At 62.7% G+C, this 12,964-nt stretch carries 16 protein-coding genes; 10 read left to right on the top strand and 6 right to left on the bottom strand.

Annotated elements, in window-relative coordinates; genetic code table 11:
• From ACPPVP_RS04600 to ACPPVP_RS04630, 7 genes are all read left to right on the top strand, one after another.
• Complete coding sequence (locus ACPPVP_RS04600) at window positions 1-213, top strand: hypothetical protein (protein WP_426531712.1); 213 nt, start codon at window positions 1-3, stop codon at window positions 211-213.
• A gap of 111 nt (window positions 214-324) precedes the next feature.
• Window positions 325-540, top strand: a complete 216-nt coding sequence (locus ACPPVP_RS04605) for a hypothetical protein (RefSeq protein WP_426537670.1) — start codon at window positions 325-327, stop codon at window positions 538-540.
• A 206-nt stretch (window positions 541-746) separates the two neighbouring features.
• The gene (locus tag ACPPVP_RS04610) at window positions 747-2,018 is read left to right on the top strand and encodes a lipoprotein-releasing ABC transporter permease subunit (RefSeq protein ID WP_426531713.1); all 1,272 of its coding nucleotides are present in this window, start codon (window positions 747-749) and stop codon (window positions 2,016-2,018) included.
• Window positions 2,019-2,348: 330 nt separating this feature from the next.
• On the top strand, window positions 2,349-3,767 hold the full coding sequence (thrC, locus tag ACPPVP_RS04615) for a threonine synthase (RefSeq protein ID WP_426531714.1): 1,419 nt from the start codon (window positions 2,349-2,351) through the stop codon (window positions 3,765-3,767).
• Window positions 3,764-5,053, top strand: coding sequence for a M16 family metallopeptidase (locus ACPPVP_RS04620; RefSeq protein ID WP_426531716.1), 1,290 nt, complete (start codon window positions 3,764-3,766; stop codon window positions 5,051-5,053). The genes thrC and ACPPVP_RS04620 overlap by 4 nt, the downstream gene beginning before the upstream one ends.
• Before the next feature lie 24 nt (window positions 5,054-5,077).
• Window positions 5,078-5,665, top strand: a complete 588-nt coding sequence (locus ACPPVP_RS04625; RefSeq protein ID WP_426531718.1) for a GNAT family N-acetyltransferase — start codon at window positions 5,078-5,080, stop codon at window positions 5,663-5,665.
• Window positions 5,666-5,770: 105 nt separating this feature from the next.
• On the top strand, window positions 5,771-6,409 hold the full coding sequence (locus ACPPVP_RS04630) for a hypothetical protein (RefSeq protein ID WP_426531720.1): 639 nt from the start codon (window positions 5,771-5,773) through the stop codon (window positions 6,407-6,409).
• A 52-nt stretch (window positions 6,410-6,461) separates the two neighbouring features.
• Here ACPPVP_RS04630 and ACPPVP_RS04635 read toward each other — a convergent pair whose 3' ends face one another.
• From ACPPVP_RS04635 to ACPPVP_RS04655, 5 genes are all read right to left on the bottom strand, one after another.
• Window positions 6,462-6,947 (bottom strand): ATP F0F1 synthase subunit B, encoded by a 486-nt coding sequence (locus ACPPVP_RS04635; protein WP_426531721.1) that lies wholly within the window; start codon window positions 6,945-6,947, stop codon window positions 6,462-6,464.
• A 3-nt stretch (window positions 6,948-6,950) separates the two neighbouring features.
• Complete coding sequence (locus ACPPVP_RS04640; RefSeq protein ID WP_426537672.1) at window positions 6,951-7,466, bottom strand: F0F1 ATP synthase subunit B'; 516 nt, start codon at window positions 7,464-7,466, stop codon at window positions 6,951-6,953.
• 93 nt (window positions 7,467-7,559) lie between these two features.
• Entirely contained in the window at window positions 7,560-7,790 is a 231-nt protein-coding gene (locus ACPPVP_RS04645) for a F0F1 ATP synthase subunit C (RefSeq protein WP_016847054.1), read from the bottom strand.
• 59 nt (window positions 7,791-7,849) lie between these two features.
• Window positions 7,850-8,605, bottom strand: a complete 756-nt coding sequence (locus tag ACPPVP_RS04650; RefSeq protein ID WP_426531723.1) for a F0F1 ATP synthase subunit A — start codon at window positions 8,603-8,605, stop codon at window positions 7,850-7,852.
• A gap of 69 nt (window positions 8,606-8,674) precedes the next feature.
• Window positions 8,675-9,046 (bottom strand): AtpZ/AtpI family protein, encoded by a 372-nt coding sequence (locus tag ACPPVP_RS04655; protein WP_426531725.1) that lies wholly within the window; start codon window positions 9,044-9,046, stop codon window positions 8,675-8,677.
• Between the two features lie 275 nt (window positions 9,047-9,321).
• Here ACPPVP_RS04655 and ACPPVP_RS04660 point away from each other — a divergent pair, with 275 nt between their 5' ends.
• From ACPPVP_RS04660 to ACPPVP_RS04670, 3 genes are all read left to right on the top strand, one after another.
• A complete protein-coding gene (locus tag ACPPVP_RS04660) occupies window positions 9,322-9,945 on the top strand; it encodes a 2-hydroxychromene-2-carboxylate isomerase (RefSeq protein WP_426531727.1) in 624 nt (207 codons plus the stop codon).
• Window positions 9,946-10,008: 63 nt separating this feature from the next.
• Window positions 10,009-10,548 (top strand): hypothetical protein, encoded by a 540-nt coding sequence (locus tag ACPPVP_RS04665; RefSeq protein ID WP_426531729.1) that lies wholly within the window; start codon window positions 10,009-10,011, stop codon window positions 10,546-10,548.
• Window positions 10,549-10,699: 151 nt separating this feature from the next.
• A complete protein-coding gene (locus ACPPVP_RS04670) occupies window positions 10,700-11,173 on the top strand; it encodes a secondary thiamine-phosphate synthase enzyme YjbQ (RefSeq protein WP_426531731.1) in 474 nt (157 codons plus the stop codon).
• A gap of 137 nt (window positions 11,174-11,310) precedes the next feature.
• On the opposite strand, the gene ACPPVP_RS04675 is transcribed toward ACPPVP_RS04670, so the two are convergent.
• A complete protein-coding gene (locus ACPPVP_RS04675) occupies window positions 11,311-12,933 on the bottom strand; it encodes an MFS transporter (RefSeq protein WP_426537674.1) in 1,623 nt (540 codons plus the stop codon).
• Window positions 12,934-12,964: the final 31 nt, after the last annotated feature.

Below are 12,964 nucleotides of genomic sequence, written 5' to 3' on the forward strand. Positions count from 1 at the left end.
ATGGCGGAGCCGGATATCGTGGAGATTGCCTGCGCACGGGCGTGGGGCGTCTATCTCCTGATCAACAGCGGAATTTCCGATAATGATACGCTGCGGAAACGGCTGAAGCATTTCATTCGCGTGCGCTGCGAGGCGGGTGACAACGACACGGAGCTGCTGGCGGTCGAGGGTCTCAAATACCTCAAGCAGCTGGACGGCTCCCGGACCGGGTAGGGTACCCGCCAGCGGATCAGGATCGGGAAAAAGCGGAACATTTGATTGCTTCATGGGTTGCCGGGTGCATCATATAAAAGCCTGAGGAGGACGCCCTTGAAGAAGTTTCTGATGATCGGAACGCTGGTCTTTGCCGCATCGGCGGTCGTTGAAACCGCGGTCGCCGCCGAATTCTACGTGGTGCGCGACGCCACCACCAAGAAATGCACGATCGTCGACACCAAGCCGACCACGACGACCACCACCGTCGTCGACAACGGCACGTTCAAGACCAAGACGGAGGCCGAAACCGGCATGAAAACCATGAAGGTCTGCACCACGGACTAACGACAGACCCTTCCAGGAGAGAGGGCCGCGAGCTCAGCTTGCGGCCCTTTATCGTCGGGTGGCATTGGCCGCGGCAACGCAACGCCGCAACCCACGCCGGCGTGTTCGCCGCACCCGATCCCGCATGGCGGGAATATGGCGGTGGATGAAAATTGTTCATCGAAGCATACGTTCGAATCGTACCGAAAACGCGCTAAAGTGGGGCTATGGAGAATCCCTCGCCCCCGCTGCCGTTCTCGGCGTTCGAATGGCTGCTGTCCGGGCGCTACTTGCGGGCCCGTCGCAAGGAAGGCTTCATCTCCGTTATTGCCGGCTTCTCTTTCCTCGGCATCATGCTCGGCGTGGCGACGCTGATTATCGTAATGGCCGTCATGAACGGCTTTCGCAAGGAATTGATCGACAAGATCGTCGGCATGAATGGCCATCTGGTGGTGCAGCCGATCGAGTCGCCGCTGACGGATTGGCAGGACGTCACCGAACGCATCCGTCAGGTTCCCGGCATCCGGCTTGTCGTTCCCGTAGTGGACGGACCGGCGCTGGCGTCATCGGCGCAAAATTCCTCCGGCGTACTCATTCGCGGCATTCGCGCCGACGATCTCAACCAACTCGCCTCCGTCTCCAGCAACATCCAGCAGGGTTCGCTGGACGCGTTCGAGCAGGGACAAGGTGTCGCCATCGGACGCCGGCTTGCCGAACAATTGTCGCTGCGTGCCGGCGACAACATCACGCTGGTCGCCCCTGACTCAGCCGTGATGTCGAAGGCCATTGCGCCGCGTATCAAACCTTACAAGGTCGCGGCGGTGTTCAGCACCGACATGTCGGAATATGATTCCGTGATGGTTTTCCTGCCGCTTGCCGAGGCGCAGGCCTATTTCAAGCGCGCCGATGACGTGAGCGCGATCGAGATTTTCCTAGATGCCAGGCCGGACAGGGTCGACGAATTCCGACGACCGGTGGCGGACGCCGCCGGGCGACCGGTGTTCCTGGTCGATTGGCGGCGGCGCACCTCGGCCTTTTTCGCCGCGCTTCAGGTCGAGCGCAACGTCATGTTTCTGATCCTGACCCTGATCGTGCTGGTCGCCGCGCTGAACATCGTTTCGGGCCTGATCATGCTCGTAAAGGACAAGGGCAGCGATATCGCCATTCTGCGCACCGTGGGCGCCTCGCGAGGATCGATCATGCGCGTGTTCCTGATCGCGGGCGCCGCAATCGGCGTGGTCGGCACGCTGACCGGGCTTCTCGTCGGCATGCTGATTTGCCTGAATATCGAATCGATCCGGCAATTTCTCTCCTGGCTCACCAATACCGAATTGTTTCCGCCAAAACTCTACTTCCTGTCGAAGCTGCCGGCCGAGATCGATTTCGGCGAAACCGCCGCCGTTGTGATCATGGCGTTGACGCTGTCATTCCTCGCGACGCTCTATCCATCGTGGCGCGCGGCACGGCTCGATCCGGTCGAGGCATTTCGATACGGGTGACTGGACGTGCGCGGGCTTCGCGCTGCCTTGGAACGATGGTCCATCGTCGTCCCTGCGACCGCAGGGACCCATAGCCACCGAACGTAATTGGTTTGCGAGGTCTTTGTTATCTTGTCTTTTTCAGCAACACCGGCCGCGGAGTATGGGTCCCTGCGTTTGCAGGGACGACGGCACGTGTTTCGCGAGAGCCAACCCCTCTCTTTTTCACCCTCATGCCATTTCCCCTTCGCCCCAAAACGCTTTATGGTGCCCCTCGCTTCGCGCTTGGCGAAATGAATTCATGATCAATATCAAAGGCTTGGCATAGGGCTTGCGCCTTTGGAGGGTGGTTTGACGCGCTATATTTCGACGCGGGGGGAGGCCCCCGTCCTGGGTTTCTGCGATGTGATGCTGACCGGGCTTGCCCGCGACGGCGGCCTCTATGTGCCCGAGGTCTGGCCACAGCTCTCTGCCGAGACCATCGCCGGATTCTTCGGCAGGCCCTATTGGGAAGTCGCGGTCGATGTGATCAGGCCGTTCACCGCGGGTGAAATCTCCGACGCCGATCTCGGACGCATGGCGAACGAAGCCTACGCCACGTTCCGCCATCCGGCCGTGGTGCCGCTCGATCAGATCGGGCCCAATCAATTCGTGCTGGAGCTGTTCCACGGCCCGACGCTGGCGTTCAAGGACGTCGCGATGCAGCTGATCTCGCGGCTGATGGATCACGTGCTGGCCAAGCGCAATCAGCGCACCACCATCGTGGTCGCGACCTCGGGCGATACCGGGGGCGCAGCGGTCGATGCGTTTGCCGGCCTCGACAATGTCGATCTGGTCGTGCTGTTTCCGAACGGGCGCATTTCCGACGTGCAGCGGCGGATGATGACGACGACGGGCGCGGCCAACGTGCACGCGCTCGCGATCGAAGGCACTTTTGACGATTGCCAGGCGCTCGTGAAGGCGATGTTCAACCATCACGGCTTTCGCGACGCAGTCTCGCTGTCGGGCGTCAACTCGATCAACTGGGCGCGGATCGTAGCCCAGGTGGTGTATTATTTCACTTCCGCCGTCGCCCTCGGCGCGCCCGCGCGCACGGTGGATTTCACCGTGCCGACCGGCAATTTCGGCGATATCTTTGCGGGCTATGTCGCCAAGAAAATGGGCCTGCCGGTCCGCTGGCTGCGCATCGCCTCCAACGTCAACGACATCCTGCCGCGCACGCTCAAGACCGGCATCTATGAGGTGCGCGAGGTGCACGCCTCCGCTTCGCCCTCGATGGATATCCAGATCTCCTCGAATTTCGAGCGGCTTTTGTTCGAGGCGAGCCGCCGCGACGCCGACAGCGTTCGCCGGCTGATGGGCTCGCTGAAACAGTCCGGACGTTTCGTGCTGCCGGATGCCATGCTGGCCGCGATCCGCGAGGAGTTCGACGCCGGCCGCGCCGATGAGACCGAGACGTCGGCTGCGATCCGCGCCGCCTGGCGCGAGGCCGGCGATCTCGTCGATCCCCACACCGCGGTGGCGCTGGCGGTAGCGGACCGTGATACCTCGGATTCAGGGATACCCAATATCGTGCTGTCGACCGCGCACCCGGCCAAGTTCCCCGATGCGGTGGAAGCCGCCTGCGGCGTGCGGCCCCAACTGCCGGCCTGGCTCGACGGTCTCATGACCAAATCCGAACACATCACGGTGATGAAAAACGATTCAACCGAAGTGGAGCGATTCGTGCGCTCGGTGAGCCGTGCCGCGAAGCAGGGAGTTGCCGGATGAGCGTTGACGTAACCAAGCTGCCGTCCGGTCTGACCATCGTCACCGACACCATGCCGCATCTGGAAACGGCAGCGCTCGGCGTCTGGGCCGGCGTCGGCGGTCGTGACGAGAAGCCGAACGAGCACGGTATCTCGCATCTCCTGGAACACATGGCCTTCAAGGGCACGACGCGCCGCTCCTCGCGCGAGATCGTCGAGGAAATCGAGGCGGTCGGCGGCGATCTCAACGCCGGCACTTCGACCGAAACCACCGCCTATTATGCCCGGGTGATGAAGGCCGACGTGCCGCTCGCGCTCGACGTGCTCTCCGACATTCTGGCCAATCCGTCCTTCGTGCCGGACGAACTCGAACGCGAGAAGAGCGTCATCGTGCAGGAAATCGGCGCGGCGCAGGATACGCCCGATGACGTCGTGTTCGAGCACCTCAACGAACTCTGCTTTCCGGACCAGCCGATGGGCCGTTCGCTGCTGGGCACCGCCAAGACGCTGAAGGATTTTGATCGCGACATGCTGCGCGGCTATCTCTCGACGCACTATCGCGGCCCCGACATGGTGGTAGCGGCCGCGGGCGCGGTCGACCACAAGCGCGTGGTCGAGGAAGTGACGCAAAGATTTGCCAGCTTCGACGCCACGCCCGCGCCGAAGCCGGCGCCTGCGATGTTCGGCAAGGGCGGCTCGCGCGTGGTGCACCGTGATCTCGAACAGGCGCACCTGACGCTGGCGCTCGAAGGCGTGCCGCAGACGGATCTATCGCTGTTCTCGCTGCAGGTCTTCACCAACACGCTCGGCGGCGGAATGTCGTCGCGGCTGTTCCAGGAAGTGCGCGAGAAGCGCGGCCTGTGCTATTCGATCTACACCTTCCATGCGCCCTATTCGGACACCGGCTTTTTCGGCCTCTATACCGGCACCGATCCCGACGACGCGCCGGAGATGATGGAAGTGATCGTCGACGTTATCAATGAGGCGGTGGAAACCTTGACCGAGGCTGAGATCGCCCGCGCCAAGGCGCAGATGAAGGCGGGGCTTCTGATGGCGCTGGAAAGCTGCTCCTCCCGGGCCGAACAGCTGGCGCGGCACGTGCTGGCCTATGGCCGGCCGCAGACCGTGGAAGAACTGGTGGCGCGGATCGATGCGGTCAGCGTCGAATCGACCCGCAATGCAGCGCACGCATTGCTGTCCCGCAGCCGGCCGGCGGTCGTAGCACTTGGCAGCGGCAGGGGGCTGGACACGGCGGTGGCTTTTGCGGAAGGATTGACGAGGTCGAAGGCGAAGACGCTCCTGCATTGAGGCAGGGAGCGGGGAGTAGCGGGCATGGCCCTGTTTCGTTTGCCAACCAGTGGACCGGCTGCGCTTATGCCGCGCGGCCACGGGCTTCTGCTGCGCGCCCCGCAAATGTCGGATTTCCTGCAATGGGCCCAATTGCGCGAACTAAGCCGCGCCTACCTCACGCCGTGGGAGCCGATCTGGCCGTCGGACGATCTGACCCGCGCCGGCTTTCGCCGCCGGCTGCGCCGCTACGCCGAAGATATCGCCGCCGACCGCTCCTATCCGTTCATCGTCTTCCGCGCCTCTGACGGCGCCATGATCGGTGGCATCACGCTCGCCAATGTTCGCCGCGGCATCGTGCAGGCCGGCACGATCGGCTATTGGGTCGGCGAGCCCTATGCCGGCCGCGGCTACATGACCGCGGGGCTGCGGGTGCTGCTGCCGACGCTGTTCGGCGAGCTCAATTTGCACCGCATCGAGGCCGCCTGCATTCCCTCCAATTCGCCCTCGATCCGGGTGCTGGAGAAATGCGGCTTCACCCGCGAGGGGTTGGCGCGGCGCTATCTCTGCATCAACGGCGTCTGGCAGGACCATCTGCTGTTCGGCCTGCTGCATGAGGATTTCCGCGGCTGAACCGTTGATTTCCAGACCTTTTGGGTGCCTTGGGTTCGCCGCCATTGGGCTGCTATAAGGCCGCCGTGGAACAATGACGTAAGATAATGGGATCAGGGACGTCGCATGAGTGACAATCGTTTGGCCAGGGTGATGGCCGCTGCGGCGGTTGCGGGCGGGCTGGCCTGCGTGACGGTGGCGCCGACGTCGGCGCAATCGATCACCGATCGTTTCAAGAGCCTGTTCGGCGGCAAGTCGGACGAGGAGCCGGCAACAAATGCGCCGGCGGCAGCGGTGCCGCAGGACACCGGCGACCTGACCTGTCCGCCGGTAACCGTCAGGGCCGGCGCATCCACTTACGCCGTCGCGGCGCCGGGCAAGCAGCCGGTCGGCAACGACCTGCGCTTTCAGGCCACGATCTCCAAAATGGCCCGCGAATGCACCGTCAATGGCGGTGTGGTCACGGCGCGGATCGGCATTCAGGGCCGCGTCATTGCCGGCCCCTCCGGTGCCCCGTCGTCGGTGCAGGTTCCGATCCGCGTCGCGGTGGTGCAGGGCGGCGTGTCCGAAAAAACCATCGCCACCAAGGCCTACCAGACCACCGTCAACATGACCGAAGGCGGCAGCGAGCCGTTCACGCTGGTGGCCGAGGATCTTACCTATCCGGCGCCTCCCGGCGCCATCGGCGACAGCTATATTTTCTATATCGGCTTCGACCCGCAGTCCCTGAAGCCCGAACGCCCGGCGCCAAAAAAGAAGAAATAAAAAAAGCCGGCGCGATCGTCTCGCGCCGGCTTTTTTAGGTGGTTGAAAGCGCTCAGTTCAGCTTGGCGCGAACTTCGGCAATGCCCTTGGCGAGCAGGTCGTCGGCGACCGAGCCCTTGACCGACTGCGACAGGATGGTCGAGGCGGCTTCGACCGCGGCATTGGCGGCGGCGGCGCGGACATCGGCCAACGCCTGGGCTTCGGCGAGCGCGATCTTGCTCTCGGCGGTCTTGGTGCGGCGGGCGACGAAGTCTTCCATCTTGGCCTTGGATTCGACCGCGATGCGTTCGGCTTCGGCCTTGGCGTTGGCGATGATTTCCTCGGCCTCGCGCTCCGCGCTGGCGCGGCGGGTCTGGTACTCGCCGAGCAGCTTGGCGGCCTCTTCCCTGAGACGTTTGGCGTCGTCGAGTTCGGCCTTGATGCGCTGGGCGCGATGATCGAGCGCCGTCAGCACGGTCTTGTGGATGCCGAGATAGGCAAACAGCGCGAACAGGATGACGAAGGCAATCGCGACCCAGGTTTCCGGTTGGGCAAACATCGGCTATCCCTTCAACGTAGCATCGACGGCGCTGCTGACGGTTTTGCCGTCGGGCAGCACGCCGGTGAGGCGTTGCACGATCGCGCCGGCCGCATCGGCGGCGATGCCGCGGACATTGCTCATCGCGGCCTCCCGGGTCGCCGCGATCTGCTTCTCGGCGGCGGCAAGCTTGATGGTCAGCTGGTCTTCCAGCTTCTTGCGCTCGGCTTCCGAGGCCGCGTTCAGCTTCTCGCGGGTCTCGTTGCTGATGGCCTGCGCGCGGGAACGTGCCGAAGCGAGTTCCGTCTCATACGCCTTCAGCGCAGCGTCGGACTCGTCCTTCAGCTTCTGCGCTGCGGCGAGATCGCCCTCGATCGCGTTCTGGCGTGCGTCGATCACGCTTTCGACGCGCGGCAGCGCAAAGCGGGATACGATCACATAGAGCGCGACGAACGCGATAACGAGCGACACCAGCTGCGAAGCAAACGTGCTCGACTCGAACGGAGGAAATCCTCCGCCGTGTCCGCCGTCGGCTTGCATGTGGGCGCCGGTACCATGACTCTTTTCAGCCACGGAGTTCTCCTGTTGCTGTCAGGTGCGCCGCCCGGATCGGGCGGCGCGGGAAGGTGCAGCTCAGAGCGGAACGAACAGCAGCAGCAGCGCGATCAGCAGCGAGAAGATGCCCAGCGCTTCGGTCACGGCGAAGCCGAAGATCAGGTTGCCGAACTGGCCCTGGGCTGCCGAAGGATTGCGCACCGCTGCGGCGAGGTAGTTGCCGAAGATGATGCCCACGCCAACGCCCGCGCCGCCCATGCCGATGCATGCGATGCCCGCGCCGATAAGTTTTGCTGCTGCCGGTTCCATTTTCTAGAGCTCCTTGAGAGATAAGTAAGACAGAGTGAGGGTGGAAATTCCCCGGACGCTTAGTGTCCCGGATGAATGGCGTCGTTGAGGTAGATGCAGGTCAGGATCGCGAACACGTAGGCCTGCAGGAATGCGACCAGCAGTTCGAGCGCGGTCAGCGCGACGGTGAGCGCCAGCGGCAGCATGCCGCCGGCCCAGCCGAGCGCGCCGAGCGAGACGCCGAGCATGGCGACGAAGCCCGCGAACACCTTCAGCGCGATGTGACCGGCCAGCATGTTGGCGAACAGACGGACGCTGTGCGAGACCGGCCGCAGGAAGAACGACAGGATTTCAATGAACATGACCAGCGGCAGGATGTAGATCGGGACGCCGGAGGGCACGAAAATCTTGAAGAACTTCAGGCCGTTCTTGTAGATCCCGTAGATCAGAACGGTGAAGAAGACCAGGAAGGCCAGCGCCGCGGTGACGATGATGTGGCTCGAAACCGTGAATGTGTAGGGGACGATGCCGATCAGGTTCGAGATGCAGATGAACATGAACAGCGAGAAGATCAGCGGGAAGAACTTCATGCCTTCCGAGCCGGCGGTAGAGCGGATCGTTGTGGCGACGAACTCGTAGGAGATTTCCGCGATCGACTGCAGCCGCCCGGGGACCAGCTGCCCTCTCGCCATGCCGCCGATCATCATCAGCGAAATCACCGCCACCGCGAGAAACATGTAGAGCGACGAGTTGGTGAAGGCGATCGTGTGGTTGCCGATATGGCCGATCGTGAAGAGGGGCTCGATATTGAACTGGTGGATCGGGTCGATTTTCATCCGCGCGGCTCTTTATCCACCGGCCTGGCCGGCAATCGAATTTCAAATGTCGTGACTTCCCGTCGACGCTCAGCGCCTGCCTGGACCTGCGCCTGCGGTTCTCACCACGTTGACCACGCCGGCGACGAAGCCAAGCAGCAGGAACACGATGAAACCGAACGGCGATGTCGACAATAAACGGTCGAACCCCCAGCCAATCGCCGCCCCGACGACAACACCCGCGACCAATTCCGAGGAAAGCCGGAAACCAAGCGCCATCGCAGAAGTTCTGGCAGCTCTGTCTCCGCTTTCAGTTCCGGGTTGATCAGTCTTGATTTTTCGGCTGTCACGAATTTCGGACAACCGGTGATCCAGACTTCCGAGCCTTGCGGAAAGCGCAGCTTCGTCGGAAGACGGCTGATCGCGATTGCCACTTGCGTTGTCATTCTTGTCTTCGGCCATGCCCAAGACACTAAACGATGCCAACGGTTGATGGAAATTACGCCCGTCACCCTTGAAAGCCGCGCGGACCATACTTACCGCGTCTAATCAAGTCAAGATTAGGCCGCAACCAGGTATTTGATTGATTTTATTGGGTTTATTGAGTTGTTGCCTGCGACACTGTGGACCCGAGATCGCAGTGCAGCAGTATTGCCACACGGATCAATCTTGCGCCCGTTCGAATGCTCTGTTGGGATGTCCGAAGCAAAGCAGAAATCCCCCATGCCGGAGCCCGCATGCCGCGTCAGGTCGATTACTATTTCTCGCTGCAATCGCCCTGGGCCTATATCGGGCATCAGTCCTTTCGCCGTCTGGTAAGTACTTATGATCTCACGGTAAATCATAAGCCGGTGGTGCTGGTCGATTTGTTCTCGGAGACCGGCGGCCTGCCCTTGATGAAGCGCCATCCGGTACGGCAGCGCTACCGGATGGTCGAACTGCAGCGCTGGCGCGACAAGCGCGGATTGAAATTTCATCTGCAGCCGGCGAACTGGCCTTTCAATGCGCGCCTGGCCGATGGCGTCGTGATCGCGGCGCTCGAGGCCGGCCACGATCCCGACCGCTATTTGCGACGCGCCTATGCCGCGGTCTGGGAAGATCAACTCAATCTCGCCGATCCCGCAACGATCGCGAAGCTCGCCGACGAGTCCGGGCTGCCCGGCCAGCAATTGGTGGAACGCTCCGGCGCGGAGGAAGTCAGCGCGGCGTATGAACGGAACCGGCAGGACGCGCTGGCAGCGGATGTTTTCGGCTCGCCGGTCTATGTGCTGGAGGGCGAGGTGTTCTGGGGACAGGACCGACTCGAATTGCTGGAAGATGCGTTGAAGTCGGGCCGCACGCCCTATAGCTCAGTCGTATAGGGACGCCTTGAAAGCGCCCTGACGGTCGGGGAAACCGGTAACTCCTGAGGCGGGAGCAAGCCCATGAGCACAGCGAAATCGTCCTCGAAATTCTCCAGCGTTATCGTGTTGGCGCTTTGTCTCGCAGGCGGCGGGCAGGCGCTCGCGGGCGCGCTGCCGGAAACCGAGAACGGCCGCTACGCGCTGTCGCCGACGGGAGATGGCGTGCTTCGGCTCGATACAAGAACCGGTGTGATTTCGACCTGCAACAATTCGGGCGCGGGCTGGGCCTGCTATGCGGTACCCGACGAGCGTGTGGCGATGGACACGGAAATCGGCCGTCTGCAAGCCGACATTGTCCGGCTGCAGGCCGACAATGAAAGGCTCAAGGCCCAACTCGCCGAGCGCGAGCCCACGGTGCCGGGCAAGATCGAAGAGCCGCTGCCGAAATCGGATTCGCTGAAGCCGAGCGAGCCGAAGGTGGCGGACGGCGAGCGCAAGATCGAAATCCCGCTGCCGAGCGACCGCGACATGGACCGCATGATGTCGTTCCTGGAACAGGCCTGGCGGCGCCTGATCGAGATGGCCAACCGGGTGCAGCGAGACGTCGGCGGCAAGATTTGACGGGGCACCCCGTCGTCCCTGCGAACGCAGGGACCCATAACCACCGCTGTTGGTTGTTTGCAAAGAGTATCAACTCTCCGATCGCCTGAAATCGAGAGGCCGCGGAGTATGGGTCCCTGCGTTCGCAGGGACGACGGAAAGATGAGTTCATATGACGTCACCCAAATCCGTCTCTCGCTCAGCGTCCTCCGCCGTCGCCGCCACGTCCATCGCATCCTCGCTGCTGACGGTACAGACATCAGGCGCGGGCTTTACCGATCTCACCGCCGAGGTCGCGAAATTTGTGCGCGACGCGCGGGCGCGCGAAGGCGCGGTGACGCTGTTCATCCGCCACACCTCGGCGTCGCTGACGATCCAGGAAAATGCCGATCCGACCGTGCTGGTCGATCTGACCACCGCGCTGAACCGGTTCGCGCCCGAGAATGCCGGATGGCGCCACGATACCGAGGGGCCGGACGACATGCCGGCGCATATCAAGACCATGCTGACCGCGACCTCGCTGCACATCCCGGTGCTGCAGGGGACGCTCGCGCTGGGCACGTGGCAGGCGGTCTATCTGGTCGAGCATCGCGCGCGGCCGCACCGGCGCGAGGTCGTGCTGCAGTTCATCGGCGCAACGGATTGAGGCGTCTTTTTATTTGAGCATGATCTTTTCGGAAAACCGGTTTCCACTTTTCCGGATCATGCTCCAAAAGCAAACCGGCCGCGGATTGCTCCGCGGCCGGTTCGTGTTCGCCGTCCGGCCGAAGCCGGACGGGTCAATTACTTCGTGATGTCGACGTCCTTGGTTTCCGGCAGGAAGAAGAAGCCGACGACCACGGTGATCGACGCGAAGATGATCGGATACCAGAGACCCGCGTAGATATCGCCGGTCGAGGCCACGATCGCGAACGCGGTCGCGGGCAGCAATCCGCCGAACCAGCCGTTGCCGATGTGATAGGGCAACGACATCGAGGTGTAGCGGATCCGGGTCGGGAACAGTTCGACCAGCATCGCCGCGATCGGCCCGTACACCATGGTGACATAGAGCACCAGGATGAACAGCAATCCGATCACCGCCGCGACCTGCGGACGGAAGATGTCGAACGGATGCGCCATCTTCACGATCTGGGCGTCGCCGGCCTTGGGATAACCGGCGCCCTGAACCGCTGCCAGCACCGCCGGGTTCGAGGCCTTGGCGTCGGTGTAGGCAACGTCCTTGCCGTTGACGACGACCTTCACGCCGGAGCCTGCCGCGCCGTAGCTGGTCGAATACTTGACCGACTGCTGCGCCAGGTAGGCACGGGCAGTATCGCAGGGCGCGCTGAAGATGCGGGTGCCGACCGGGTTGAACAGATCGCCGCAGCCTGCGGGATCGGCGACAACCTCGACCTTGGTGTTCTCGATCGCCTTTTCCAGCGCCGGGTTGGCGTTGGTGGTGATCATCTTGAAGATCGGGAAGAAGGTCAGCGCCGCGATCAGACAGCCCGCCAGAATGATCGGCTTGCGGCCGACCTTGTCGGACATTGCGCCGAACACGATGAAGAAGCCGGTGCCGAGCAACAGCGACCAGGCGATCAAAAGGTTGGCGGTGTAGCCGTCGACCTTGAGGATCGATTGCAGGAAGAACAGCGCGTAGAACTGGCCGGTATACCAGACCACGCCCTGGCCCATCACGCCGCCGACCAGCGCCAGGATCACGAGCTTGGCGTTGCTCCAGTTGGCGAAGGCTTCGGTCAGCGGGGCCTTTGAGCCCTTGCCCTCGTCCTTCATTTTCTGGAACACCGGAGACTCGTTCAACCGCAACCGGATCCAGACGGAAACACCGAGCAACAGCACCGAAACCAGGAACGGAATACGCCAGCCCCAGGCGGCGAATTCAGGCTCGCCGAGTGCCGTACGGGTGAACAGGATCACCAGCAATGACAGAAACAACCCGAGCGTGGCCGTGGTCTGGATGAACGAGGTGTAGTAGCCGCGCTTGCCCATCGGCGCATGTTCGGCCACGTAGGTCGCCGCGCCGCCATACTCGCCGCCGAGCGCGAGGCCCTGCAGCAGGCGCAATGCGATCAGGATGATCGGCGCCGCGATGCCGATGGTCGCCGCGTTGGGCAGCAGGCCGACGATGAAGGTCGACAGGCCCATGATCAGAATGGTGACGAGGAAGGTGTATTTGCGGCCGACGATGTCGCCGATGCGCCCGAACACGATGGCGCCGAACGGGCGTACCAGGAAGCCGGCGGCGAAGGCCAGCAGCGCGAAGATGTCGCGGGTTGCCGGCGGATAGGCCGAAAAGAACTGCGCACCGATGATGCTGGCGAGCGATCCGTAGAGGTAGAAGTCGTACCATTCGAAGACGGTGCCGAGCGAGGAAGCGAGAATGACGAAACGTTCGTCCTTCGTCATTCCTGCGGCCTTGCCGGATGTGGCAGTCATA

The organism is Bradyrhizobium sp. McL0615 (genome assembly GCF_049993905.1).
Taxonomy (GTDB): domain Bacteria; phylum Pseudomonadota; class Alphaproteobacteria; order Rhizobiales; family Xanthobacteraceae; genus Bradyrhizobium.

What these genes read in the sequence shown, in the direction of transcription:
- ACPPVP_RS04600 (WP_426531712.1), top strand. Translation starts at nt 1, where the DNA reads ATGGCGGAGCCGGATATCGTGGAGATTGCCTGCGCACGGGCGTGGGGC.
- ACPPVP_RS04605 (WP_426537670.1), top strand. Translation starts at nt 325, where the DNA reads ATGATCGGAACGCTGGTCTTTGCCGCATCGGCGGTCGTTGAAACCGCG.
- ACPPVP_RS04610 (WP_426531713.1), top strand. Translation starts at nt 747, where the DNA reads ATGGAGAATCCCTCGCCCCCGCTGCCGTTCTCGGCGTTCGAATGGCTG.
- ACPPVP_RS04620 (WP_426531716.1), top strand. Translation starts at nt 3,764, where the DNA reads ATGAGCGTTGACGTAACCAAGCTGCCGTCCGGTCTGACCATCGTCACC.
- ACPPVP_RS04625 (WP_426531718.1), top strand. Translation starts at nt 5,078, where the DNA reads ATGGCCCTGTTTCGTTTGCCAACCAGTGGACCGGCTGCGCTTATGCCG.
- ACPPVP_RS04630 (WP_426531720.1), top strand. Translation starts at nt 5,771, where the DNA reads ATGAGTGACAATCGTTTGGCCAGGGTGATGGCCGCTGCGGCGGTTGCG.
- ACPPVP_RS04635 (WP_426531721.1), bottom strand. Translation starts at nt 6,947, where the DNA reads ATGTTTGCCCAACCGGAAACCTGGGTCGCGATTGCCTTCGTCATCCTG.
- ACPPVP_RS04640 (WP_426537672.1), bottom strand. Translation starts at nt 7,466, where the DNA reads ATGCAAGCCGACGGCGGACACGGCGGAGGATTTCCTCCGTTCGAGTCG.
- ACPPVP_RS04645 (WP_016847054.1), bottom strand. Translation starts at nt 7,790, where the DNA reads ATGGAACCGGCAGCAGCAAAACTTATCGGCGCGGGCATCGCATGCATC.
- ACPPVP_RS04650 (WP_426531723.1), bottom strand. Translation starts at nt 8,605, where the DNA reads ATGAAAATCGACCCGATCCACCAGTTCAATATCGAGCCCCTCTTCACG.
- ACPPVP_RS04655 (WP_426531725.1), bottom strand. Translation starts at nt 9,046, where the DNA reads ATGGCCGAAGACAAGAATGACAACGCAAGTGGCAATCGCGATCAGCCG.
- ACPPVP_RS04660 (WP_426531727.1), top strand. Translation starts at nt 9,322, where the DNA reads ATGCCGCGTCAGGTCGATTACTATTTCTCGCTGCAATCGCCCTGGGCC.
- ACPPVP_RS04665 (WP_426531729.1), top strand. Translation starts at nt 10,009, where the DNA reads ATGAGCACAGCGAAATCGTCCTCGAAATTCTCCAGCGTTATCGTGTTG.
- ACPPVP_RS04670 (WP_426531731.1), top strand. Translation starts at nt 10,700, where the DNA reads ATGACGTCACCCAAATCCGTCTCTCGCTCAGCGTCCTCCGCCGTCGCC.
- ACPPVP_RS04675 (WP_426537674.1), bottom strand. Translation starts at nt 12,933, where the DNA reads ATGACGAAGGACGAACGTTTCGTCATTCTCGCTTCCTCGCTCGGCACC.